Here is a 23321-nt window from a genome sequence, read left to right on the forward strand (position 1 = left end):
GCGCGCGCGGACTAGGGTGCCGTCGCATGCGCTACAGCGATGATGTGCTCGATTCCTTCGACCGCCGCAAGCCCCGCCGGGTGACCCCCGAACACGACGCTGAGCTGGGCATGGTCGTCGAGGACGCCGGCAGCGGTTTCTGCGGTGAGATCGTGGGCTTCGAGTACGGCGCGGTGACCCTGGAGGACCGCCACGGCCGCCGCCGGCACTTCCCACTGGAACCCGCCGCCTTCCTACTGGATGGGACGGTGGTCACGCTGCGCCGCCCGCAGGCCTCCGCCGCGCCCGCGCAGCCGCGCCGCACCGCGTCGGGTTCGGTCGCCGCGACGCCCACCCGCGCGCAGGTCGCGCGGGCGGGCCGGATCTGGGTCGAGGGCCTGCACGACGCCGAGCTGCTGGAGCGGATCTGGGGCGACGACCTGCGCGCCGAGGCGGTGGTGGTGGAGCCCCTGCACGGCGTCGACGACCTGCCCGCCGCGGTGCGCGAGTTCGCGCCCGGACCGGGGCGGCGGCTGGGCGTGCTGGTCGACCACCTGGTGAGCGGCACCAAGGAGGCCCGGCTGGCGAAGGCCGTGGACAGCCCGTACGCCCTGATCGCCGGGCATCCCTACGTCGACGTGTGGCAGGCGGTGAAGCCGTCGCGGCTGGGCATGGAGGAGTGGCCCGTGGTGCCGTACGGGCACCCGTGGAAGGAGGGCATCTGCGCCGCGCTCGGCGTCAAGGAGCCCGCGCTGTTCTGGCGGCGGCTGCTGTCGCGGGTGGACAGCTACCACGACCTGGAGACGCCGCTGGTGAACTCCGTGGAGCGGCTCATCGACTTCGTGACCGCGCCGCAGGAGTAGCCGCGTCAGGGCTGCCGGGTGTGCACGAACGTGGCGATGTCCAGCTCCACCGGGGTGCGGTCGGCGTCGCGGCGCACCCGCATCACCTCGCCGTCGTTGCTGCCGCTGTGGCAGCGCCACACGTCCGCGCCCTCGGTGGTGAAGCGCCACGGGGTGGCGGGCACCGTGACCGGGGTGAAGACCAGCTCGCCCGCGGCGGCGTCGAAGCGGGCGGCGAACTCGCGGCCCATCCACCACCAGGTGCCCTCCAGCTCGTGGGGCTCGCCCACGGGCTGGGGCTGCCACGGCGCGGGGCGCTCCGGCTCGGCGTCGAGGACCTCGGCCAGCAGCTGCCGGCTGAGGTCGGCCATGCGCCGCCCGTGCAGCGTGTACGCGTTGGCGAAGGTGACCACACCGGTCCGGCTGGGCCGGTGCGCCCACAGGTGTGCCAGGTAGCCGGGCATCGAGCCGCCGTGCCCGGCGAAGATGCGCTCGCCGCTGCGGACCAGCTCCAGGCCGAGGCCGTGGCCGGTGGTCCAGGCGTCCAGGTCGGTCATCACCACCGGGGCGCACATCTCGGCCAGCGTCGCCGGGGCGAGCACCGCCGGGTCGGGCTCGGCCAGGAACGCGGCCCACTTGATCAGGTCGTCGGCGGTGGACCAGAGCTGCCCGGCGGGGGCCATCGCCCCGGCGTCGGTGCGCGGCTCCTCCTGCAGCGTGCCGTGCCAGGGGTGCACCACGTAGCCGCGGGCGAACGGCTCGACCTCGGTGTAGCTGGTGCGGGTCATGCCCAGCGGCTCCAGCAGCCGCTTGGTGACCAGCTCCGTCCAGTGCAGACCGGTGAGCTTGTGGGCGACCGCGCCGAGCAGCCCGTAGGCCAGGTTGGAGTAGTGGTAGGCGCGGTGCGGCGGGTAGGCGAGCTTGTCCGGCGTCAGCGCGGCCAGGAAGGTGTCCAGGTCGGGACCGTCGTGCCGCTCCCACCACAGGCCGTCGGGCTCACGCTGCAGGCCGGAGATGTGGCCGAGCAGCTGCCGGATGGTGATCGCGCTGCCGACCGGGGTGCCCGGCAGGTGCCGGTAGAGCAGGTCGTCCAGGGACAGCGCGCCCTCGTCGCGCAGCTGCATCACCAGCACGGCGGTCAGCGTCTTGCTGATCGAGCCGATCCGGAACTGGGTGTCGCCGGTGGGCGCGGCCCCGGTGGCCGGGTCCACGCCCGCCACCGCCAGGTGCGCCGGTCGCCCCTCGCGCACCACGGCCGCCACCAGGCAGGGCGTACGCCCCTGTGCCTGGGCGCCGGCGACCAGCTCGTCGACCCGTGCCGCGGTCTGCGTGTTCAGCGTCATCGTCACTCCACCCTGCGCACCGTGCCATTCCGTGCGCTGCCAATCGCGCTGGACAACCTATGCGGACAACGGCGTCCGAGCCAAGGCGTTACCGCGGCTGGCTGCGCGTACCTCCGGATCTGGCCGAACGGACGAGGAGATCCACACCTCCCATCACTGGCGCGGGCGTGACACGATCAGCTCGTGGAAGATTGGATGTGGTGGCTACTCCTCGCAGCGGTGGCGGTGATCGCGGAGCTCTTCACCGGCACGTTCGTGCTGCTGATGCTGGCTGCCGGCGCGCTGGTCGCCTCGCTGGTGGGTCTCGCCGGGGCGCCCGGCTGGATCCAGGGCATCGCGTTCGTCGTGGTGTCCGTCCTCTCGCTGGCGGTGGTGCGTCCCTGGATGAAGCACCGCTGGTTCCGGCAGGACGCCGACGCCGCCTCGATGGGCCTCGCGGTCACCGAGGGCGCGGACGCGCTCGTGGTGGAGCGGGTCGACGCCGACAACGGCCTGGTCAAGATCGGCGGCGAGCTCTGGCGGGCCCGGCCGTACGACGCCACGAAGACATACGTCCCGGGTGACCGGGTCCGGGTAGTGAAAGTGGACGGCGCGACGGCGCTGGTCTGGAGGGATTGATGGAGACTTTTATCACCGCGCTGGTGGCCATCGTCGCGCTGATCGTCCTGATCACGCTGATCAAGATGGTCAAGATCGTGCCGCAGCAGCGCAACGACGTGGTCGAGCGCCTCGGCAAGTACAACCGCACGCTGACCCCCGGTCTGAACATCCTGGTGCCGTTCATCGACGCCGTGCGGACCAAGGTCGACCTGCGCGAGCAGGTGGTCAGCTTCCCGCCGCAGCCGGTGATCACGTCGGACAACCTGGTGGTCTCCATCGACACCGTGCTGTACTTCAAGGTCATCGACCCGGTGCGGGCCACCTACGAGATCGCGAACTTCCTGCAGGCGATCGAGCAGCTGACCGTCACCACCCTGCGTAACGTCATCGGCTCGATGGACCTGGAGCGCTCGCTGACCAGCCGCGAGGAGGTCAACCGGCAGCTGTCGGCGGTGCTCGACGAGAACACCGGCCGCTGGGGCGTCAAGGTGACCCGGGTCGAGATCAAGGCGATCGAGCCGCCGCCGAGCATCCGCGACTCCATGGAGAAGCAGATGCGCGCCGAGCGGGACCGCCGCGCCGCGATCCTCAACGCCGAAGGCGTCAAGCAGTCCCAGATCCTCACGGCCGAGGGTGACAAGCAGGCGGCCGTGCTGCGCGCCGACGGTGACCGCCAGGCCCGCATCCTGCAGGCCGAGGGCCAGGCCAAGGCGATCAAGCTGGTCGTCGACGCCATCCACGTGTCCTCGCCCGACAACAAGGTGATGGCCTGGCAGTACCTGCAGGCCCTCCCGCAGATCGCGGCCGGCGCGTCGAACAAGCTGTGGATCGTCCCGGTGGAGCTGACCAAGGCGCTGGACGGCATCGCGGCGACCTTCGGCGGCCTGCGCAGCGACCCGGGGGCAGCCGAGGCGGCCCGCGAGTCGGGCGCCGAGGCCGAGGCCGAGGCCTCCCGGCTGGCGGCGGAGGCAGCCGCGGCCGTCAAGGAGATCGAGATCGAGACCAGCCGCCTCCCCAAGGAGTGACGGACGGGCACGAGAAGGGCCGGCAGCGCACGCTGCCGGCCCTTCTGCTGTACCAGGTCAGCGCGGATCGCGCCCCAGCAGCAGCTTCCACGGCACGAGCGCCGACTCGAGCTGCACGCCGAGGCTCATCTTGGAGACGCCTTCCTCGCGCTCCTCGAACTTGATCGGCACCTCGGCGATGCGCAGGCCGCGGCGCACGACGCGGTGGTTCATCTCCACCTGGAAGGCGTAACCGTTGCTCTGCACCGACTCGACGTCGATGGCGCGCAGGGTCTGCGCGCGCCAGGCCTTGAAGCCGGCCGTGGCGTCCTTGACCCGCAGCTGCAGGATGGCGTTGACGTAGAAGTTGGCCCAGGCCGACAGGGCTTTGCGGTGCCACGGCCAGTCGCTGGCCACCGCGCCGCCCGCGACGTAGCGCGAGCCCAGCACGACGGCCGCGTCGGTCTCCGCCAGCGTCTGCAGCATCGTGGGGATCGCCGTGGTCGGGTGGGACAGGTCGGCGTCCATCTGGATCACGATGTCCGCGCCCTCGGCCAGCGCCTTGGTCATGCCGGCGACGTAGGCACGGCCCAGCCCGTCCTTGGCCGTGCGGTGCAGCACCCCGACCGGGATGGGCCCGTCGACCGACAGCTTGTCGGCCACCTCGCCGGTGCCGTCCGGCGAGTTGTCGTCGACCACCAGCACGTGGACGTTCGGGACCGGCAGGGCCGCCAGCAGGTCGACGATCTTCGGCAGGTTGTCGCGCTCGTTGTACGTGGGCACGACCACGGTGATCTTCGGCTCGGTGCTGTTCATCGATACCTCGGGATTGGGGACGTCCGACCGGCTGAGCGGGCGGGCGGCCGATGGACGGGCGGCGGTGGCCGATCCTACCCGTCGGCGGGGCCGAACGCCCCAAGCCCGGTGTCGCCGCCAGGCCGCGCCTGCCGGGACGGCAGAATCGGGACGTGGAACTGATCACGGATCCGGGCGACGAGCGGATCGCGGACTACCGGGCGCTGACCGACGTAGAGCTGCGCACCCGCTGGGAGCCGCCGCACGGGCTGTTCATCGCCGAGGGTGAGCTGGTGCTGCGGCGCGCGCTGCGGGCCGGCTACCGGCCGCGCTCGTTCCTGGTCGAGGCCAAGCGCGCCGGGCAGGTCGCCGACCTCGACGGCGCGCCGGTCTACGGCGCCGACCCGGAGGTGCTGGAGCAGGTCACCGGCTTCCACGTGCACCGCGGCGTGCTGGCCAGCTTCCACCGCCAGCCCGTGCCGCCGGCCTCGGAGGTGCTGGCCGCGGCGCGCCGGGTGGTGATCCTCGAAGACATCAACAACCACACGAACATCGGGGCGATCTTCAGGGGTGTTGCGGCGCTCGGGGTTGACGCCGTGCTGCTCTCGCCGACCTGCGCGGATCCGCTCTACCGGCGCAGCGTGCGGGTGAGCATGGGCGAGGTGTTCGCGATCCCGTACGCGAAGCTCGATCCGTGGCCGCAGGCGCTGTCGGAGGTGCGCGACGCGGGCTACACGATCCTCGCGATGACCCCGGCCGCCGACGCGGTGCCGATGCAGCAGCTCACCGACACCCAGCGGCTGCGCCCGGCGCTGCTGCTGGGCGCGGAGGGGCCAGGCCTGTCCCGGCACGCCCTGGACGCCAGCGACGTGCGCGTGCGCCTGCCCATGCGCCGCGGCGTCGACTCCCTCAACGTCGCCGCCGCCACCGCCGTCGCCTGCTGGGAACTCACCCGCGACGACCCCGCCTGACCGACCCGAGCCGCGTCGCGACCCGCGGCGCGCCGCCAAGATCGTCGGACTTGCCAGGCAGGTGGGCGAAAGCGCGGTCAAGATACGCACACCTGCCTGGCAAGTCGAGCGGTCTTCGGGGCGGCGGGCGTGGCGGGCGTTTCGTAGGCTGCCGCCCGTGACGGAGTCTGATCCGCCCGGACGCCATGCCGGATACGGCTGGTTTGCTGGGCGTTTCGGTCGGTGGGGCATTCCGATCCGAGTGCTCGTGACGGCCGTGGGGATGTACCTGTTCGTGCTGGTCGGGAGGTGGCTGCCGGGCGCGGAGTCGGCTGAGCCGTTCAGCTGGCGCGCTTTCGCGCTGACCTGGCTGCTCGGGGCCGTGATCGCCTGGCCGCTGGAGTGGTGGCTGGACCGGCGTCCGAACGCCGGACCGTCCCGGTGGCAGCCCGCCGTGCCGCGCTCGCTCCGGACCGCGGGGAGGGCCACTGAGCTCGTCTGGACTGCCACCGCGTTCGCCGCGGCCATGACGGGCGTGAGCGGCGAGATGTCGCCGCTGTGGGCGGCCGCGGCAGCCGTGCTCGCGTTCGTGCCGATGGCGGTGCTGCAGGACCGCGCCGACCGCCACGGGCAGGCGGCGTCCGCCCCGCCGCCTGGCTGACCGCTCTCGCCGCTCGCGCGCCCGCCTCAGTAGGGTGGTGACCACAGCTGAGCTGCGAATGATGGGACCTGCGCCATGTGTACCGCTGACGTGCTCACCGCGGAGCCGTGGTGACGGCGGTGTTCCCGACGGTGCGTGAGGTGATCGCGCTGGATTCGGTGCGGATCGGCGCGCCGCGGCTGGTGGCGGGGGAGTCGGGCCTGGACCGGCCGGTGCGCTGGGTGCACTCGGCGGAGGTGCCCGACATCGCGACCCTGCTGCGCGGCGGCGAGCTGGTGCTGACCACCGGCATCGGGCTGCCCGCCGACGACGCGGGCGTGCGCGCGTTCGTCAACGACCTGGCCGAGGTGGGCGTGGCCGGGCTGATCGTGGAGCTGGGGCGGCGGTACACGGCCAGCGTGCCGCGGGTGATGGCGGCTGCCGCGCAGAAGGCGGGCATGCCGCTGGTCGAGCTGCGCAGGCCGACCCCGTTCGTGCAGATCACCGAGGCGGTGCATGCGCTGATCGTCGATGCGCAGCTGGCCGAGCTGCGGGCCACCGAGCAGATCCACCAGCGGTTCACCGAGCTGAGCGTGGAGGGCGCGGAGCCCGCCGAGGTGGTGCACCAGGCCGCGCAACTCGCCGGGTGCCCCGTGGTGCTGGAGAACCTGGCCCGGCAGGTGCTGGCCTACGACGCGGCCGGAGATCGCGCGGAGATGCTGCTGGACGGGTGGGAGCAGCACTCCCGCCGGGTGAAGGCGCAGCCGTCCGGCAGCGGCCGCACCGGCTACGACCCGGACACGGGCTGGCTGGTGACCCCGGTCGGGGCGCGCGGCCAGGACTGGGGCCGCCTCCTGCTGCGCTGGCCCGCCTCGGGTCGGGACGTGTCATGGGAGGAGCCGGATGCGGGCCTGCGGGTGCTGCCGACCGCGCCGCCGACGCGGCTCACCATCCTGCTGGAGCGGGCCGCCTCGACGCTGGCGCTCGGGCGGCTGATCCGGCGCGACGCCGAAGGGCTGGAGCGGCAGCTGCACGGCACCCTGCTGTCGGCGCTGCTGGACCACAGCCTGCCGGTGTCGGAGGTGGCGCTGCGGGCCGCCGCGCTGGGCATCCAGTTGGAGCGCCGGCGGCTGGTCGGGGTGGTGGTCCGGCTCCGGGACGAGTCGCTGGCGGCGGGCACCGAGGCCGGCCAGGCCGCCCTGCGCGACCTGGCCGACGCCGTCTCGCAGGCGCTGCGCGAGGCCAAGCAGACCGGGCTTACCAGCGCCGTCGACGACCGCGCGGTGGGCGCGCTGCTGGCGGTACGCGGGGAGGAGGAGCCGGCGCTGGAGTCCTTCGCCGCCACGCTGCGCCGTGGGCGGGCCGACACGCTGCTGATCGCGGCGGGTTCGGGCGTGGACAGCCTGCGCGAGGCCCGGCGTTCGCTGGTGGAGGCACGCCAGGTGGCACAGGCGGCCCGGCACGACCCGACCGGGCCCGTGGTGCACCGGCTGCCCAACGTGGGCCTGCCCGGCCTGCTGCACCTGCTGCGCGACGAACCGCGACTGCAGACGTTCGTGGAGCGGCAGCTCGGGGCGCTGCTGGCGTATGACGCGGAGCATCCGAGGGACGCGCTGCTGCCGACGCTGCGGGTGTTCCTGGAGCACGGGCGCAACAAGTCGATCGCGGCCGGTGCGGCGCACCTGTCGCGGCCCGCCTTCTACGAGCGGTTGGCCCGGATCGAGCGCATTCTGGGAGTAGACCTGGACTCGGTACAGGCGTGCCTGTCGTTGCACGTGGCGCTGCTGGCTCGGGACGCGTTGCGGGGCTGACCTCAAACCTTCGATTCTTAGGCACGGTGCCCGGCGCGTACCCCCTCGGCTTGACGACCTGTCAGGCGGACACGGCGGCGGCTGGCAGGATGTAGCTTGCCCGGGGCTCCCGGAGCTGGGAGCGTCCAGGGTGATCTGACACACAGCCGCATACCGCCCGCCGAAGGACGTGTTAGCCCATGAGCACCGACGAACTGCTCAACCGCCACCGCGCTGTCATGCCCAACTGGATCAGTCCGCTGTACGCCGAGCCGATCGAGCTGGTCTCCGGCGCGGGCTGCCGGGTCACCGACGCGTCGGGGCGCACGTACCTTGATTTCTTCGGCGGCGTGCTCACCAACATGATCGGGTACGACATCCCGGAGATCTCCGACGCGGTGCGCCGCCAGATCGACAAGGGCATCGCGCACTCCTCGACGCTGTACCTGATCCGCAAGCAGGTCGAGCTGGCCGAGAAGATCGCCAAGGTGTCCGGCATCCCGGACGCGAAGGTGTTCCTGGCCAACTCGGGCACCGAGGCCAACGACACCGCCCTGCTGCTGGCCACGCAGTACCGGCGCAGCAACCAGATCCTCGCGGTGCGCAACAGCTACCACGGCCGCAGCTTCGCCGCGCTCGCGGTGACCGGGCAGCGCAGCTGGTCGGCGACCTCGCTGTCCCCGGTGAACGTCAGCTACCTGCACTCCGGCGACCGGCTGCGCGGCCTGTTCGCGGGGCTGTCCGACGCCGAGTACATCGCGCGGGCCGTGACCGACCTGCGCGAGGTGCTGGCCACCACGACCGCGGGCGACGTGGCCTGCCTGATCGCCGAGCCGATCCAGGGCGTGGGCGGCTTCGTCGCGCCGCCCGACGGCTACTTCAAGGCGATCAAGGAGGTGCTCGACGAGCACGGCATCCTGTGGGTCTCCGACGAGGTGCAGACCGGCTGGGGCCGCACCGGCGAGCACTTCTGGGGCTACCAGGCCCACGACGCGGTGCCGGACATGCTGACCTTCGCCAAGGGCATCGGCAACGGCTTCGCCCTGGGCGGGGTGGTCGCCCGTGCCGAGATCATGGACTGCCTGAACGCGGTCTCGTTCAACACCTTCGGCGGCAACCCGATCAGCGCCTCGGCCGGTCAGGCCGTGCTCGACTACGTGCTCTCGCACGACCTGCAGTCCAACGCGGCCCGGGTGGGCGAGGTGCTGCACGCGGGCGTACGCGGGCTGGACTCCCCGATCGTGGCCGAGGTGCGCGGCAAGGGCCTGATGCTGGCGTTCGAGCTGGTCCGGCCGGGCACCCTGGACCCGGCTCCCGAGCTGGCGCTGCGGGTGCTGGAGGAGACCAAGGCCAACGGGCTGCTGGTCGGCAAGGGCGGCCTCTACGGCAACGTGATCCGGATGGGCCCGCCGCTGACGCTGACCGAGGCCGAGGCCAAGGAAGGCCTGGACATCCTGGCCGCCGCGCTGGCGGCCGCACATCAGCAGGCGGTGAAAGCATGAGCGGCGACATCGGATACATCACGCATTTCGTGGACGGCAAGCCTTGGGAGCACGGGGCGACCCGGCAGGGCGAGGTGTACGACCCGGCCACCGGGCAGGTGGCGGCGCTGGTGGACTTCGCGTCGACGTCCGACGTCGGCGTGGTGGTCGGCGCGGCCGACCGTGCGGCGCGGGCGTGGCGGGACGCGTCGCTGGCCAAGCGGACCGCGGTGCTGTTCGCCTTCCGGCAGCTGATCCACGAGCGGCGCGACGAGCTGGCCGCGGCGATCACCGCCGAGCACGGCAAGGTGCTCTCGGATGCGGCCGGGGAGGTGCAGCGCGGCCTGGAGGTGGTCGAGTTCGCCTGCGGCATCCCGTCGGCGCAGCGCGGCTTCTTCAGCGAGAACGTCTCCACGGAGGTGGACTCGTACTCGATCCGGCAGCCGCTGGGCGTGGTCGCGGTGATCACGCCGTTCAACTTCCCGGCGATGGTGCCGCTGTGGTTCGCGCCGATCGCGATCGCCTGCGGCAACGCGGTGGTGCTCAAGCCGAGTGAGAAGGACCCGAGCGCGTCGGTGCTGCTGGCGTCGTGGTTCGCCGAGGCGGGGCTGCCCGACGGGGTGTTCAACGTGGTGCACGGCGACAAGGAGGCCGTGGACGCGCTGCTGACGCACCCGCAGGTGAAGGCGGTCTCGTTCGTCGGCTCGACGCCGATCGCGCGCTACGTGTACGAGACGGGCACCGCGCACGGCAAGCGGGTGCAGGCGCTGGGCGGCGCGAAGAACCACATGGTGGTGCTGCCCGACGCGGATCTGGACCTGGCCGCCGACGCGGCGGTCAACGCCGGGTTCGGCTCGGCGGGCGAGCGCTGCATGGCGATCTCGGTGGTGGTCGCGGTCGACCCGGTCGGCGACGAGCTGGTCGGCAAGATCTCCGAGCGGGTGGCGGGCATCCGCACCGGCGACGGCCGCCGCGGCTGCGACATGGGGCCGCTGGTGACCAAGGTGCACCGGGACAAGGTTGTGTCTTACGTCGACGCGGGCGAGCGGGCCGGCGCGAAGGTGGTCGTGGACGGCCGCACCGTCCGGCCGGACGCGGACGGGTCCGGCTTCTTCCTCGGGCCGACGCTGTTCGACCGGGTCACACCGCAGATGTCGATCTACACGGACGAGATCTTCGGACCGGTGCTCAGCGTGGTCCGGGTCGGCTCGTACGACGAGGCGCTGGCGCTGGTCAACGGCAACCCGTACGGTAACGGCACGGCGATCTTCACCAACGACGGCGGGGCCGCCCGGCGCTTCCAGCACGAGGTGGAGGTCGGCATGATCGGCGTCAACGTGCCGATCCCGGTGCCGATGGCGTACTACTCCTTCGGCGGCTGGAAGGCGTCGCTGTTCGGTGACACCCACGCGCACGGCGCGGAGGGTGTGCACTTCTTCACCCGGGGCAAGGTGGTCACCAGCCGCTGGCTGGACCCGCGCCACGGCGGGATCAACCTGGGCTTCCCGACCCAGCACTGATCGTCGGCGAAACCCCGTCCATGCCGCTTGAGCTGCGTGGACGGGGTTTCGTGTTTGTGAGAGGATCGCCCGCAACTCCGGATCATGCAGCTCAGGCGCATGTTCGGAGCTGCTGTCATGTCCGCGCGGGGGAGTTGGTGAAAACTTTCACCGCCGCGGGTAGGGGATCATCCGATGATCCTGCGGGTTCGTGAACAGGCGGCCACCTGCTCATGAACGCCTGGGGGCGAATTATGGGGGTTCTGTAGAAAGTCTGCGTAACGTTTCTGCGGCGACATCTTGCCTAGTGACGACGGCGGCCGTAAGAATCCTTCAGAACACGGCCGAAACTTGTAGGGAAATACCAGACCGTCTCTGGCAAGGAGTGGTGATGGCACAGTCCGACCTGAACCGGCGTACGGTGCTGCGGCGTGCCGCCGCGGCCGGCGTACTCGCCGGTCCGGCCGCGGGGCTGCTCAGCAGCTGCGCGCTCGGCGACGACACGTCCGGCGACACGTCCGGCAAATACGAGGGCACCAAGACCGACAAGAACCCGCTGGGTGTGAAGGAAGACGCCCCGCTGGACGTCGTCATCTTCAACGGGGGCTTCGGCGAGGACTACGCCAAGGCCCACCAGGCGATGTACAAGGAGACCTACCCCAAGGCCGAGGTCAAGCACTCGGCCGTGGTGGAGATCAACAAGGAGCTGCAGCCGCGCTTCGTCGACGGCACCCCGCCGGACTTCGTGAACAACTCCGGCGCGGGCCAGATCGACCTCGGCGGCCTGGTCGCCCAGGGTGCGCTCGCCGACCTCACCCCGCTGCTGGACGCGCCGAGCCTGGACGTGCCCGGCAAGAAGGTGCGGGAGACCCTGCTGCCCGGCACGGTCGAGAGCGGCAGCTTCGACGGCAAGACCTACGTGCTGAACTACGCGTACACCGTCTACGGCATCTGGTACTCCGACAAGCTGTTCAAGGCCAAGGGCTGGGAGTACGCGAAGACCTGGGACGAGCACATCGCCCTGTGCAAGAAGATCAAGGCGGCCGGCATCGCGCCGTGGACCTACCAGGGCAAGCACCCGCGCTACATGTCCTGGCCGGTGATCTCCACGGCGATCAAGTTCGGCGGGCCGCAGGTCGCGATGGCGATCGACAACCTGGAGCCGAACGCGTGGACCTCCGACGCGATGAAGGCCGCCGCCGAGGCGTGGTACCAGATCGTCAAGGACAAGTACATCCTTGAGGGCTCGCCCGGCCTGGACCACAAGCAGTCGCAGACCGAGTGGTGCAAGGGCAACGCCGCGTTCATCTCCTGCGGCTCCTGGCTGGAGAGCGAGCAGAAGGCGGTCACCCCGGAGGGCTTCAACATGGCCGTCGCCCCGACCCCGAGCCTCGGCTCGGGCGACAAGCTGCCGTTCGCCGCCATCCGCGGCACCGCCGGCGAGCCGTTCATCGTGCCCGCCAAGGCGAAGAACGAGCGCGGCGGCATGGAGCTCATGCGGCACATGCTGTCCATGAAGGGCGCCAAGGACTTCACGGGCAAGGTCTCCAGCCTGTCCGTGGTGGCCGGCGCGGCCGAGGGGGCCACCCTGCCGTTCGGTCTGACCAGCGCGGTCAAGGCGCTGGCCGACTCGGGCAGCAACGGCTTCAACTGGGTCTACAACGTGTACTACCGCAAGCTGGAGCGCGAGCTGGTGGACGCGGCGTGCGGCGAGTTCTTCTCCGGGCGCACCACGCCCGCGGAGTTCCTCGCGGCCTGCCAGAAGGGCGCGGACCTGATCGCGGCCGACACCAGCTTCAAGAAGTACAAGCGCAGCGCCTGACGCGCTGACCACGGCGTCCGCCCCGTCCGCCTGGGGCGGGGCGGGCGCCGAACCGCACTCGATGGGGAGGGCAAGACGTGAGACACGGGAAGTATCCGCTGCTGTTGGCGTTTCTACTGCCGCCGTTGGCGCTGTACGGCTACTTCGTGGTGTCCCCGTACGCCCAGTCGTTCCTGATCGCCATGACGGACTGGCAGGGGCTGTCGCCGGCGTACGAGTTCGTCGGATTCGACAACTTCAAGCGCATGATGGGCGACGAGTACGTCTGGAACGCCCTGCTCAACAACCTGTGGCTGCTGGTGCTGCTGCCGCTGCTGACCATCGCGCTCGGCCTGTTCCTGGCCACCATGCTCAACGTGGGCGGCCGCGGCGGGCGCAGCACGGTCACCGGCGTGCGCGGCTCGGGGCTGTACAAGGTCATCTACTTCGCGCCGCAGATGCTGTCGGTGTCCATCGTCGGCGTGCTCTGGGCCGAGGTCTACAACCCGCGCAGCGGCCTGCTCAACTCGGCGCTGCGCGCGCTCGGCCTGGACGGGCTGGCCAAGGTCTGGCTCGGCGACCCGGCGTACGCCTTCTGGGCCGTGCTCGCGGTCATGGTCTGGGCCAACGTCGGCTTCTACGTGGTGCTGTTCGGCGCGGCCATGCAGTCCGTGCCGCGCGACATCTACGAGGCCGCCGCGCTGGACGGGGCGAGCCGGCTGACCACGCTGGTGCGCATCACGGTGCCGCTGCTCTGGGACACCATCCAGGTCGCCTGGGTCTACCTGGCCATCCTGGCGCTGGACGGCTTCGCGCTGATCCACGTGATGACCCGGGGCGGCCCGAACTTCTCCACCGACGTGGTCGGCCTGCGGCTCTACACCGAGGCGTTCGGCGACTACAAGTGGGGCTACGCGTCGGCCATCGGCGTCGTGATGTTCTTCGTGACCCTCAGCGTCACCGTGCTGTCCCTGCGCCTGACCCGCCGCGAGAGGATCGAGCTTTCATGAGCGAGCAAAGCGAGCGAATCATGAGCGCACGGACTCATGCCGGCGACGAGCGCAGCGAGGAGATGGCATGAGCGAGCAGACGATGGACGCCACCGTCATCGAGCGTGGCCCAGAGGTCGGCCAGGCGGTCCGCCCGGCCAAGCCGGCGCGCGGGGAGCCCGGCCGGGGCCGGAAGGCCGTCGACGGCACGCTGAACGTGTTCTCGCACGCCTTCCTGGTGGTGTGGGGCCTGCTCACCGCGCTGCCGCTGCTGTGGGTGGTGCTGAGCTCGTTCAAGGACGACGCGGAGATCCTGGGCGACCCGTGGGGACTGCCCAGCGCGCTGCGCTTCGACAACTTCGCCCGCGCCTGGACGCACGGCAACATCGGGCAGTACTTCGTGAACACCGGCATCGTGCTGGCGGGATCGCTGACGCTGACCATGCTGCTCGGCGCGACCGCCGCGTACGCCCTGGCCCGCTACAAGTTCCTCGGCAGCCGCCTGGTGTACTTCGTCTTCGTCGGCGGCATGATGTTCCCGGTCGTGCTGGCCTTCGTGCCGCTGTTCAAGATCGTCGGCGGGGTAGGGCTGCGCGACACCCTGCCCGGTCTGATGCTGATCTACACGGCGTACTCGCTGCCGTTCACGGTCTTCTTCCTCACCGCGTTCTTCCGCACCCTGCCCGACGCGGTCGCCGAGGCGGCCTACATCGACGGGTGCGGGCCGTTCCGGACCTTCTTCCGGGTCATGCTGCCGATGGCCAAACCCGGCCTGATCAGCGTCGGCATCTTCAACTTCCTCGGCCACTGGAACCAGTACCTGCTGCCGGTCGTCCTGATCACCTCGGACGAGAAGCAGGTGCTCGCCCAGGGCCTGGCCAACCTCGCCATCAGCGAGGGCTACCGGGGTGACTACTCGCGGCTGTTCGCCGGCCTCACCCTGGCCATGCTGCCGGTGCTGGTGGTGTACGCGGTCTTCCAGCGCCAGGTGCAGTCCGGCCTGACCGCCGGCCAGATGAAGTGAGACCTAGCACAGCCGCGCCATAGGGGACGCCCGTACGGGGCGACGACCAGCGTTTATCCATCTCGGGATCGAGGGCGGGGGTGACCCCGCCCTCTACCGTCGTAGACAGCCGCGGCGAACACGCCGCACCGCTTCTTCGGGGAGTTGACCAAGATGGCCTCAACGGGTCGGCGGCTGTACCGGCCGCGTCACGGACGCTGGATCGCGGGTGTCTGCGCCGGGCTGGCGCAGCGCTTCAACATGCCGGCGTGGCTGGTCCGACTGCTGTTCCTGCTGTCGTGCCTGCTGCCGGGACCGCAGTTCATCGTCTACATCGCGATGTGGGTGATCGTCCCCGAGGAGTGAGCGCGGGGTGTCCGCGTCGCGTGATCGACGAGGGCTGTGCCGGGGGCCTCCGGCGCGGCCCTCGTGCCGTGTTCAGGCCTCTTCGGACGCGCCGAGCGCGCGGACCGCGTCCAGGGTGTCGGCCTCGGCGGCGCTCTTGTCCTCGCGATAGCCGAGCACCCGCGCGAAACGCAGGGTCACCCCGCCCGGGTAGCGCGTGCTGCGCTGCACCCCGTCGAACGCGATCTCCACGACCAGCTCCGGCCGCACCGTGACCTGGAAGTCGTTCCGTTCGACCGCCAGCTCCAGCAGCCGTTCGGTCTGCCAGGCCAGCATCGCGTCGGTCAGGCCCTTGAACGTCTTGCCCAGCATCACGAAGCCGCCCTGCGGATCCCGCGCGCCGAGGTGCAGGTTGGACAGCCAGCCGCGCCGCCGCCCGTTTCCCCACTCGGCGGCGAGGATCACCAGGTCGAGCGTGTGCCGGGGCTTCACCTTCACCCAGCCCGCGCCGCGCCGGCCCACCTCGTACGCCGCCTGCGCCGCCTTCACGACCACGCCCTCGTGCCCGGCCGCCAGCGCCGCCGCGAACGCCCGCTGCGCCTGCTCGGGTGTCTCGGCGACGGTCCGCTCGACGCGCATCGCCGCGGGCAGCATCGTGTCCAATGCGGCCCACCGCGCGGTGCCCGGCTCGTCGATCCAGTCCGTGCCGTCCAGATGCAACAGGTCGAAGAAGTACGAGGTCAGCGACCCCGACGCGCGCTGTGCCGCCCGCCCTGACGTCTCCTGGAACGGGCGCGGCCGCCCGCGCTCGTCGACCGCGATCGCCTCCCCGTCCAGCACGGCCGAGCGCACCGGCAGCGCCCGCACCGCGGACACGATCTCGGGCACCCGGGCGGTGATGTCGTCCAGGCTCCGGCTGAACACCGCGATCTCGTCGCCGTCGCGGTGCGCCTGGATGCGGATGCCGTCCAGTTTCGCGTCCACCGCGGCGGGCACCCCGGTCGCCGCCAGGGCCTGCGCGGGGTCCGGCGCAGACTGGGCCAGCATCGGCGCGAGCGCGGTGCCCACCGACAGCCGCAGCGCGGACAGCCCCGCCTCGCCCTCGGTCAGCGCGGTCGTGGCGACCGTCTTGAGATCCCCCGACAGCAGCAGCGCCCGGCGCACCACCGCCGCGGACGCCCCCGAGGCCAGCGCCACCGCGTCGGCCAGCAGCCCCGCCTGCGCGCCCTGCCGCAACTCGCCGCGGATCAGCCCGCTGAGCAGCAGTTGCTCGCCCGAGGTGGCCGCGCCGAACAGCGCCCCCACGGCGTCGCGCCGCCGCGCCTGCGAACCCTGCCCGCTGATCAGCCCGATCGACTCCAGTGCCGCGTCGACGGCCCGCACGTCCAGCGTGGCCGCCTCGGCGGGCGGGGGCAGCTCGCGCAGCGACGCCCAGCCCACCCCGATCTGCCGCTGCCGCAGCTCACCGCTGAGGTAGGCCGCCCCCGCCGCGATCTCGACCGGGTCGCCACCGGCTGCCAGCTCACGCAACGCCGCGGCCAGCAGTTCCACCTTCGCCTTGCGGCCCGAGGTGGCGGTCACGGCGGCCGACGTCGCGGCGATCCCGGCGAACAGCATGCCCCCATCCTGGCAGCCCACCCCGACACCCCACCCGGCGTCGGCGGGGTGGGTCAGAAGATTTCGAGGGCGTGGGGGGCGCGGGTCCAGGTGAAGGCGGGGGCTGTGGCGGCCATGGCGCCGGGGCGGAGTTCGTCGACGCGGCCGGCGGCGGCCAGCGAGCCGAGGCTGTTGCCGCCCAGGTAGACGGCGGCCAGCGCGGACGTGTCCAGGCGCAGGTCGGGTGCGTCGGTGGTCGGCTCGCAGGTGGCGTGGTCCGGGCCGCCGCGCAGGCGGAACACGCCGCCGCTGGCGGGCAGCAGCTCGTCGACGACCTCCAGCACGACGTCGACCTCGGCGGCGTAACGGCGGCCGGACAGCGCCCCGGGCACGTCGAGCAGGCGGGCCCACAGGCCGTCGCCCAGCCGCATGCCGAGCCGGCGCGGATCGTTGGCCAGGTACTGCAGGGGTTCGTCGAGCGCGCCCAGCCAGAGCCCGACCTTGCGGGTCAGGTCCACGTTGAGCAGGAAGTCCCAGAGCATCGTGTACGCCGCCGGGGTGGTCGTCACCGTCTCCATGACGCCGACCTCGCCGTTCGGCCCGCTGCCGTCCCAGCTGGAGCGGAACCGGTAGAGGGCGTAGCCGACCGGGGTGTCGCCGTCGTGGCAGACCACGGCCTGCAGCGGGCCGGCCCCGTCGCGGTGCCAGGCCTGGTCGGCGAGGCGGTAGTCCCACCAGCGGGCGTCGCGGCTCGCGAAGCCGGGCCGGGCCGGGCGGGCCTGCTCGTAGAGGTCGGTGACCTGGGCCCGGTGCCGGGCGGCGGGTCCGGCCTGCAGGTGGAGCCCGTCCAGGCGGGACTTGTCGAAGCGGGAGCCGTCGAGGCGCGCCTCGCGGCGGTCGATCTCGAAGCTGAGACGGCGGCTGGCCAGGCCGTAGCCGTACCGGCCGTAGATGCTGCCCTCGCTGGCCCAGAGCACGGCCAGCGCCTCGCCGCGGTCGCGGATCTCGCCGAGCTGGCGGGTGAGCATCGCCGAGGCCAGGCCCCGGCGGCGGTGCGTGCCGGCCACGGCGACGCACGTGACGAACCCGGCGGGCAGCACGCCACCGGGCACGGTCAGCTCGCGGGTGTACGTGCCGACGTGGCCGACCACCTGGTCGCCGTCCACGGCCAGCACGGACCGGGCGGGCTCGAACAGGGCCCGCTCCTCGTCCCACTCCCGCCCGGCGACGTCGTTGAGGAAGGTGCGCTGGGCCAGCTGGTTGACCTCGTCGTAGTCACCCTCGACGCCGGTCCGGAAAGTCACCATGGGAGGTTCTTAACCCGCGGGCGCGACGGCGGCAACCGTATTCGCCGGTGTGGCGGCTCAGCCCGCGCGACCCGCCCACCAGGCTTCGACGTCGGCGGCCAGCGAGCTGTCCCGGTCGGCGCGCTCGGTGAGCGCCTCCAGCCAGCGTCCCACCAGCTCGGACACCCGGTGCAGGTCCTCGGGACGCACCTGCGGGTGCTCGGCGAAGTAGGCCAGCAGGCCCTGGGTCTCGGGGCGGCCGGCGTCGCACTGCGGGCACAGCCCGACGGTGCGGGTGCGGCTGGAGCGGGGCAGCGGCACCTGGGCGGTCAGGCACAGCGCCTCGGCGCAGCTGCCGCAGCGGGTGCCCCCGGCGGCGCGGACCTTGACGTCCGTCATCGCGACGCCTCTGGAGCGAACTGGCAGACCTGCACCGGAGCAGGTTACCGGGCGCACCCGCCCGCGCCCCGCCAGCCCCGCACCGTTCCACGTCCGCGCCGCCCCGCATCCACCCGTTCGCGAGGGCGCACGGGCGCCCTTGATCGCTCGACTTGCCTGGCACCTGTGCGTATCTTGACCCGCCTTTCGCCCACCTGCCTGGCAAGTCGGACGATCATGGCGGGTCAGGACGGGGTGAGCAGACGGGTGTGCAGGGTGCGGGGGTCGGGGGCGGTGGGCAGGGCGGCGAGCCAGGCGGCCGCCGCGGCGGCGTCGCCGGCCGGGCGCAGGGTGGTGGCGGGCCAGCTCACCGCGATCGCGGCGGCCAGTTCGGCGGCCAGCGGGGTGTCGTTGGTGAGCAGGCCGCCGCCGCGGACCAGGACGGTGGTCTCGCCGGGCGCGCGCACCATGGCGACGGTGTCGGCCAGGTGGGCCGCGCCGCGCTGCACGACGTCCACGGCGGCCGGGTCGTCGGCGTCGTAGCAGCGCAGCACCATCGGCGCGAGCCGGGCCAGGGCGATCGGTGGCTCCGCGACGACCGCCTGCACCAGCGCGGCGGCGGTGTCCCGGCGGCGGGGCGCGACGGTGTCGGTGCCGAGCAGCTCGGTCAGCACGCCCGCGGCGAGCGCGCCGGGCGGGCGTTCCTTGTCCAGGTCGCGCAGGGCGCTGCGGACCGCCTCGCGGCCCAGCCAGTAGCCGGAGCCCAGGTCGCCGAGCAGCCAGCCGTGGCCGTCGGCGACGTGGTCGAGGCGGTGGCCGCGGACCCGGGCGGCGATCGCGCCGGTGCCGGCCACGATCACGGTGCCGTCGGGGTCGGGGGTGCCCGCGGCGTACGCGGCCAGCACGTCGCTGACCAGCTGGGGCTCGCAGCGCAGGCCGAGCCCGGTCCAGGCCTGGTCGAAGGCGGCGCGCAGGGCGGGGTCGGCCCCGAGCTTGGTGAACCCGGCCATGCCGAGCACCGCCCCGGCGACGGCCTCGGGCGCGGCGTCGCCGAGCGCGGCGCGGATCGCCCCGGTCAGCTCGGCCAGCGCGGCGGCGCCGTGGGTGGTGGGGTTGCCGCCGCCGGCCCGACCGGCCCCGAGCCGCTGCCCGTCGGGCGTGGCCAGCACGGCCCGGGTGCTCGTTCCGCCGACGTCGAGCCCGAGTACCAGCTTGTCCGACATGTCACCTCTTACCTCGTCCAAACGGTCAGCGCTGGTGTGGCCTATGCGGCATTCATGCTGCCCGTAGTGGCCGCCTGGAGCAAGGCCACGGCAGCATCGCCAGGTAACAGCTTTAAAAAGTTTGCCCGTGGACTTGACAAGAGGGGGTCGTCAGTAAGAACTTTTACCACTAACAGTTAACTTCCTTTCGGTTAATTGTTCGGGACCCGGTCAGTAGGAGAAGTCAGTGGTGGAGCGCGTGGAACCGGTCGCGGCGGTGCAGTCCGCCCCGCTGGAGATCCCGCACGCCCGGCTCAGCGGCCTGGACCGGCCGGACAGCGTGCTGGTCCGGGTGCGGGCGCAGCTGCCCGAGTTCACCGGGGCCCTGCAGCGCGTCGCCGAGCAGGTGCTGACCGACCCGGCGGGCGCCGCCCGCGCCACCATCGTCGAGCTGGCCGAGCGCTCCGGCACCTCGCCCGCCTCGATCACCCGCTTCTGCCGCGCGCTGGGCTTCGAGGGCTACGCCGATCTGCGCCTGGCCATCGCCGGGGAGACCGGCCGCGCGGCCCGCTCCGCGGGCTGGGCCGAGGACATCGGCCGGGCCATCGAGCCGGGCGACCCGCTGGAGCGCGTACTCGGACAGATAATGGCGGCCGACACCCAGGCGATGCGCGACACCGCCGCGATGCTCGACCTCGCCGAGGTCGAGCGGGCCGCGGCCGCGATCTCCTCGGCCAACCGCGTGGACATCTACGGGGCGTCGGGTTCCGCGCTGGTCGGCGCCGAGATGCAGTTCTCGCTGCACCGCATCGGCATCGCCGCGTGGACCTGGCCGGACGTGCACAACGGCCTGGCCAGTGCCGCGCTGCTGCGCGAGGGCGACGTCGCGCTGGGCATCTCGCACACCGGGCAGACCCGCGAGACCGTGGAGATGCTGGCCGAGGCCGGTTCGCACGGCGCGGTCACCGTCGCGCTGACCGGTTTCCCGCGCTCGCCGCTGGCCGAGCTCGCCGACATCGTGCTGCTCACCGCGAGTCAGGCCACCTCGTTCCGCCCCGACGCGCTGTCGGCGCGCCACCCGCAGCTGGTGGTGCTGGACCTGCTCTACATCGCGGTCGCCCAGCGCACCCACGACCGCTCCCACGCCGCGTTCCAGCGCACCGCCCGCGCGGTGGACGCGCACCGTTTCAGCAACGGCCAGAGCAAGGAGGGCGAGCTGTGACCGCCCCCGCCGCCGTGCTGTCCATGACCGTGCTCGACCCGATCGAGCACTGGGCCGACACCACATCGGGCAACGCCGCCCGGTGTGGTGCCGCACTGCAACCCGGTGCGGCCGGGTCCGCCGCGGCCGCGGGTCCGCCCGTGACCGCGACTGCTACAGGCACCGCCTCACCACACCCTCGAGTCACTACTTCAGCGACCCGAAACTGAGGAGACAATGATGTCCAACCACACCGACAGCCCGTCGGCCCTGAACCGTCGCAGCGTGCTGCGCCGGACCGCGGCCGTCGGCCTGCTGGCCACCCCCGCCGCCGGTCTGCTCTCCGCCTGTGTCGGCGGCGGCACCGACGAGCCCACCACCCAGGCGACCGGCCAGGTCTCCGCGGAGAACCCGCTGGGCGTCTCCACCGAGACCCCGGTCGAGGTTGTGATCTTCGATGGCGGTCTGGGCACCAAGTACGCCACGGACGTGCACGTGCCGTCGTACGAGAAGAAGTTCCCGAAGTCGAAGGTGACCTTCTCCTCGACGCAGGAGGTCTCGACCACCCTGCAGCCGCGGTTCGCCAGCAACACCCCGCCGGACATGGTCAACAACGCCGGCTCGAAGCTGATGGACCAGGGCAAGCTCGTCGAGGCCGGCCAGGTTGCCGACCTGAGCGACCTGTTCGCCGCGCCGTCGCTGGACATCGCCGGCAAGACCGTCGGTGAGACCCTGATCCCGGGCACCATCGAGCAGGGCACGTTCAACGGCAAGCCGTACGTGCTGAACTACGCCTACACCGTGTTCGGCCTGTGGTACTCCGGCAAGCTGTTCAAGGACAACGGCTGGACCGCGCCGACCACCTGGGCGGACTTCACCGCGCTGCTGGACAAGATGAAGGCCAAGGGCATCACCCCGTACTCGTACGCGGGCGCCAACGCGGCCTACTACCAGTACCTGGTCATCCTGACCACGGCCGCCAAGATCGGTGGCCCGGACGTGCTCAAGGCGATCGACAACCTGGAGAAGGGCGCCTGGACGAACGACGCCGTCAAGCAGGCCGCCACCCTCTGGGGCGAGATCGGCGCCAAGTACGGCAACAAGGCGCACCTGGGCCTCAAGCACACTGAGGTGCAGCTGCAGCAGAACCAGTACAAGGTGGGCTTCTACCCGTCGGGTTCCTGGCTGGAGAACGAGCAGTCGAAGGACACCCCGGCCGGCTTCGACTACCAGGTCGCCGCCATCCCGGGTGCCGCCGCGTCGGACAAGCTGCCCGCCACGGGCCTCTACGCCGCCGCCGGTGAGATGTACTTCGTCGCCAGCAAGGGCAAGAACGTCCAGGGTGGCAAGGAGTACCTGCGCCACATGCTGTCCAAGGCCGGCGCCAAGGGCTTCACCGAGCTCACCAAGTCGCTGACCGTCGTCACCGGCGCGGCCGAGGGTCTGACCCTCTCGCCCGGTCTGACCTCGGCCAACGCGGCGCTGACCGCGGCCGGTGCGGCCAACTTCAGCTTCCGCTGGGACGCCTGGTACAAGAACCTGGACGACGAGTGCCGCGCCGCCACCAACAAGCTCATGTTCCAGGGTGGCACCGCCGACGAGTTCTGCACCCGTATGCAGGCCGCGGCTGACAAGACCGAGAAGAAGTTCTCCCGCTAAATCCCCCCGAAGCCGGAGTAGTTGATCATGCGGCAAGGTAAATACCCGTTCGTCATCGGGTTCCTGATCGCCCCACTTGCCCTTTACGGCATGTTCGTCCTGCGCCCGATCGCCGCGGCGGTCCAGGTGTCCATGACGAACTGGAGCGGCCTGTCCCCGAATTTCGATTTCGTCGGCCTGGAGAACTTCCAGAAGCTCCTGGACGACGACAAGGTATGGCTGGCAGCCAAGCACCACGTCTTCCTGCTGGTCACCTTGCCGGTGATCACGATCGCCCTCGCCCTGTTCTTCGCGTTCCTGTTGAACATGGGCGGGGGCACCCGCGGCGGCATGATGACCGGGGTCTGGGGGTCGAAGTTCTACCGCGTGGTGTTCTTCCTCCCCCAGGTCCTGGCCGTCGTCATCGTCGGCGTCATCTTCGGCCGGGTGTACGCCCCGGACGGCAGCGGCATCCTCAACCGCTTCCTCGAACTGTTCGGCGTGGACGCGGTGCAGTTCATGGCCGAGTACGGCCTCTGGTCCATCCTCGGCGTGCTGGTCTGGCAGGCGGTCGGCTTCTACGTGGTGCTGTTCGCCGCGGGCATGTCGAGCATCCCGGCCGAGATCTACGAGGCGGCCGTGATGGACGGCGCCAGCCGGGTCACCATCTTCTTCCGGGTCACCATCCCGCTGCTGATGGAGACCGTGAAGGTCGCCTGGGTCTACCTCGGCATCCTGGCCATGGACGCGTTCGCCCTGGTGATGGTGCTCTCCATTGACGAGGGCGGCCCGGACGGGGCCACCACCGTGCTGCCGGTGCAGATCTACAAGTCCGGCATCCGGGAGTCGGACTACGGCTACGCGTCGGCGCTCGGCGTCGCGCTGGCCGTCTTCACCATCATCTTCGCGGTGCTGTCCCTGCGTGGCGGCAAGCGCAACGCGGTCGAGCACTGAGCGGG

At 71.5% G+C, this 23321-nt stretch carries 21 protein-coding genes; 15 read left to right on the plus strand and 6 right to left on the minus strand.

Annotated features, from left to right (window positions below; translation table 11 throughout):
- Positions 1 to 26: 26 nt before the first annotated feature.
- A complete protein-coding gene (locus tag HAV39_RS21880) occupies positions 27 to 842 on the plus strand; it encodes a DUF3097 domain-containing protein (protein WP_191841026.1) in 816 nt (271 codons plus the stop codon).
- A 5-nt stretch (positions 843 to 847) separates the two neighbouring features.
- Here HAV39_RS21880 and HAV39_RS21885 read toward each other — a convergent pair whose 3' ends face one another.
- A complete protein-coding gene (locus tag HAV39_RS21885) occupies positions 848 to 2164 on the minus strand; it encodes a serine hydrolase domain-containing protein (protein WP_191841027.1) in 1317 nt (438 codons plus the stop codon).
- A gap of 195 nt (positions 2165 to 2359) precedes the next feature.
- Between HAV39_RS21885 and HAV39_RS21890 the strand changes: the two genes are divergently transcribed.
- Positions 2360 to 2782: an NfeD family protein gene (locus HAV39_RS21890; protein WP_120315927.1), complete on the plus strand. Its 423-nt coding sequence runs from the start codon at positions 2360 to 2362 to the stop codon at positions 2780 to 2782.
- Positions 2782 to 3789, plus strand: coding sequence for an SPFH domain-containing protein (locus tag HAV39_RS21895; RefSeq protein WP_120315926.1), 1008 nt, complete (start codon positions 2782 to 2784; stop codon positions 3787 to 3789). Before HAV39_RS21890 ends, HAV39_RS21895 begins: the two co-directional genes overlap by 1 nt.
- Positions 3790 to 3846: 57 nt before the next feature.
- Here the strand turns inward: HAV39_RS21895 and HAV39_RS21900 are convergent, their stop codons facing one another.
- Positions 3847 to 4584, minus strand: coding sequence for a polyprenol monophosphomannose synthase (locus tag HAV39_RS21900; RefSeq protein WP_191841028.1), 738 nt, complete (start codon positions 4582 to 4584; stop codon positions 3847 to 3849).
- A 152-nt stretch (positions 4585 to 4736) separates the two neighbouring features.
- Here HAV39_RS21900 and HAV39_RS21905 point away from each other — a divergent pair, with 152 nt between their 5' ends.
- The 9 genes from HAV39_RS21905 (at position 4737) to HAV39_RS21945 (ending at position 15082) form a co-directional block, all read left to right on the plus strand.
- A complete protein-coding gene (locus tag HAV39_RS21905) occupies positions 4737 to 5534 on the plus strand; it encodes a TrmH family RNA methyltransferase (protein ID WP_360642762.1) in 798 nt (265 codons plus the stop codon).
- 247 nt (positions 5535 to 5781) lie between these two features.
- The gene (locus tag HAV39_RS21910; RefSeq protein ID WP_191841030.1) at positions 5782 to 6174 is read left to right on the plus strand and encodes a hypothetical protein; all 393 of its coding nucleotides are present in this window, start codon (positions 5782 to 5784) and stop codon (positions 6172 to 6174) included.
- Between the two features lie 119 nt (positions 6175 to 6293).
- Positions 6294 to 7964, plus strand: a complete 1671-nt coding sequence (locus HAV39_RS21915; RefSeq protein WP_444542264.1) for a PucR family transcriptional regulator — start codon at positions 6294 to 6296, stop codon at positions 7962 to 7964.
- Between the two features lie 179 nt (positions 7965 to 8143).
- A complete protein-coding gene (locus HAV39_RS21920) occupies positions 8144 to 9445 on the plus strand; it encodes an aspartate aminotransferase family protein (protein WP_191841032.1) in 1302 nt (433 codons plus the stop codon).
- Positions 9442 to 10944: a CoA-acylating methylmalonate-semialdehyde dehydrogenase gene (locus HAV39_RS21925; protein WP_373311557.1), complete on the plus strand. Its 1503-nt coding sequence runs from the start codon at positions 9442 to 9444 to the stop codon at positions 10942 to 10944. Before HAV39_RS21920 ends, HAV39_RS21925 begins: the two co-directional genes overlap by 4 nt.
- Before the next feature lie 370 nt (positions 10945 to 11314).
- A complete protein-coding gene (gene ngcE, locus HAV39_RS21930; RefSeq protein WP_191841033.1) occupies positions 11315 to 12745 on the plus strand; it encodes an N-acetylglucosamine/diacetylchitobiose ABC transporter substrate-binding protein in 1431 nt (476 codons plus the stop codon).
- A gap of 77 nt (positions 12746 to 12822) precedes the next feature.
- On the plus strand, positions 12823 to 13734 hold the full coding sequence (locus HAV39_RS21935) for a carbohydrate ABC transporter permease (protein WP_191841034.1): 912 nt from the start codon (positions 12823 to 12825) through the stop codon (positions 13732 to 13734).
- Between the two features lie 82 nt (positions 13735 to 13816).
- Positions 13817 to 14737 (plus strand): carbohydrate ABC transporter permease, encoded by a 921-nt coding sequence (locus HAV39_RS21940; protein ID WP_203736074.1) that lies wholly within the window; start codon positions 13817 to 13819, stop codon positions 14735 to 14737.
- Between the two features lie 153 nt (positions 14738 to 14890).
- The gene (locus tag HAV39_RS21945; protein ID WP_155386869.1) at positions 14891 to 15082 is read left to right on the plus strand and encodes a PspC domain-containing protein; all 192 of its coding nucleotides are present in this window, start codon (positions 14891 to 14893) and stop codon (positions 15080 to 15082) included.
- Positions 15083 to 15154: 72 nt separating this feature from the next.
- On the opposite strand, the gene HAV39_RS21950 is transcribed toward HAV39_RS21945, so the two are convergent.
- From HAV39_RS21950 to HAV39_RS21965, 4 genes are all read right to left on the minus strand, one after another.
- Positions 15155 to 16678 (minus strand): ATP-dependent DNA ligase, encoded by a 1524-nt coding sequence (locus HAV39_RS21950; RefSeq protein WP_191841036.1) that lies wholly within the window; start codon positions 16676 to 16678, stop codon positions 15155 to 15157.
- Between the two features lie 53 nt (positions 16679 to 16731).
- Complete coding sequence (locus HAV39_RS21955; protein WP_191841037.1) at positions 16732 to 17964, minus strand: GNAT family N-acetyltransferase; 1233 nt, start codon at positions 17962 to 17964, stop codon at positions 16732 to 16734.
- A gap of 57 nt (positions 17965 to 18021) precedes the next feature.
- The gene (locus HAV39_RS21960) at positions 18022 to 18342 is read right to left on the minus strand and encodes a DUF6300 family protein (protein WP_120315915.1); all 321 of its coding nucleotides are present in this window, start codon (positions 18340 to 18342) and stop codon (positions 18022 to 18024) included.
- A gap of 224 nt (positions 18343 to 18566) precedes the next feature.
- On the minus strand, positions 18567 to 19544 hold the full coding sequence (locus tag HAV39_RS21965; RefSeq protein ID WP_191841038.1) for an N-acetylglucosamine kinase: 978 nt from the start codon (positions 19542 to 19544) through the stop codon (positions 18567 to 18569).
- 256 nt (positions 19545 to 19800) lie between these two features.
- Between HAV39_RS21965 and HAV39_RS21970 the strand changes: the two genes are divergently transcribed.
- The 3 genes from HAV39_RS21970 to HAV39_RS21980 all read left to right on the plus strand — a co-directional run bounded on the left by HAV39_RS21970 (position 19801) and on the right by HAV39_RS21980 (position 23316).
- A complete protein-coding gene (locus HAV39_RS21970; RefSeq protein WP_191841141.1) occupies positions 19801 to 20745 on the plus strand; it encodes a MurR/RpiR family transcriptional regulator in 945 nt (314 codons plus the stop codon).
- A 219-nt stretch (positions 20746 to 20964) separates the two neighbouring features.
- Positions 20965 to 22383: an N-acetylglucosamine/diacetylchitobiose ABC transporter substrate-binding protein gene (gene ngcE, locus HAV39_RS21975; protein WP_191841039.1), complete on the plus strand. Its 1419-nt coding sequence runs from the start codon at positions 20965 to 20967 to the stop codon at positions 22381 to 22383.
- A gap of 27 nt (positions 22384 to 22410) precedes the next feature.
- Positions 22411 to 23316: a carbohydrate ABC transporter permease gene (locus HAV39_RS21980; RefSeq protein ID WP_191841040.1), complete on the plus strand. Its 906-nt coding sequence runs from the start codon at positions 22411 to 22413 to the stop codon at positions 23314 to 23316.
- Positions 23317 to 23321 lie beyond the last annotated feature (5 nt).

The organism is Catellatospora chokoriensis, assembly GCF_011297315.1.
Lineage (GTDB): Bacteria > Actinomycetota > Actinomycetes > Mycobacteriales > Micromonosporaceae > Catellatospora > Catellatospora citrea.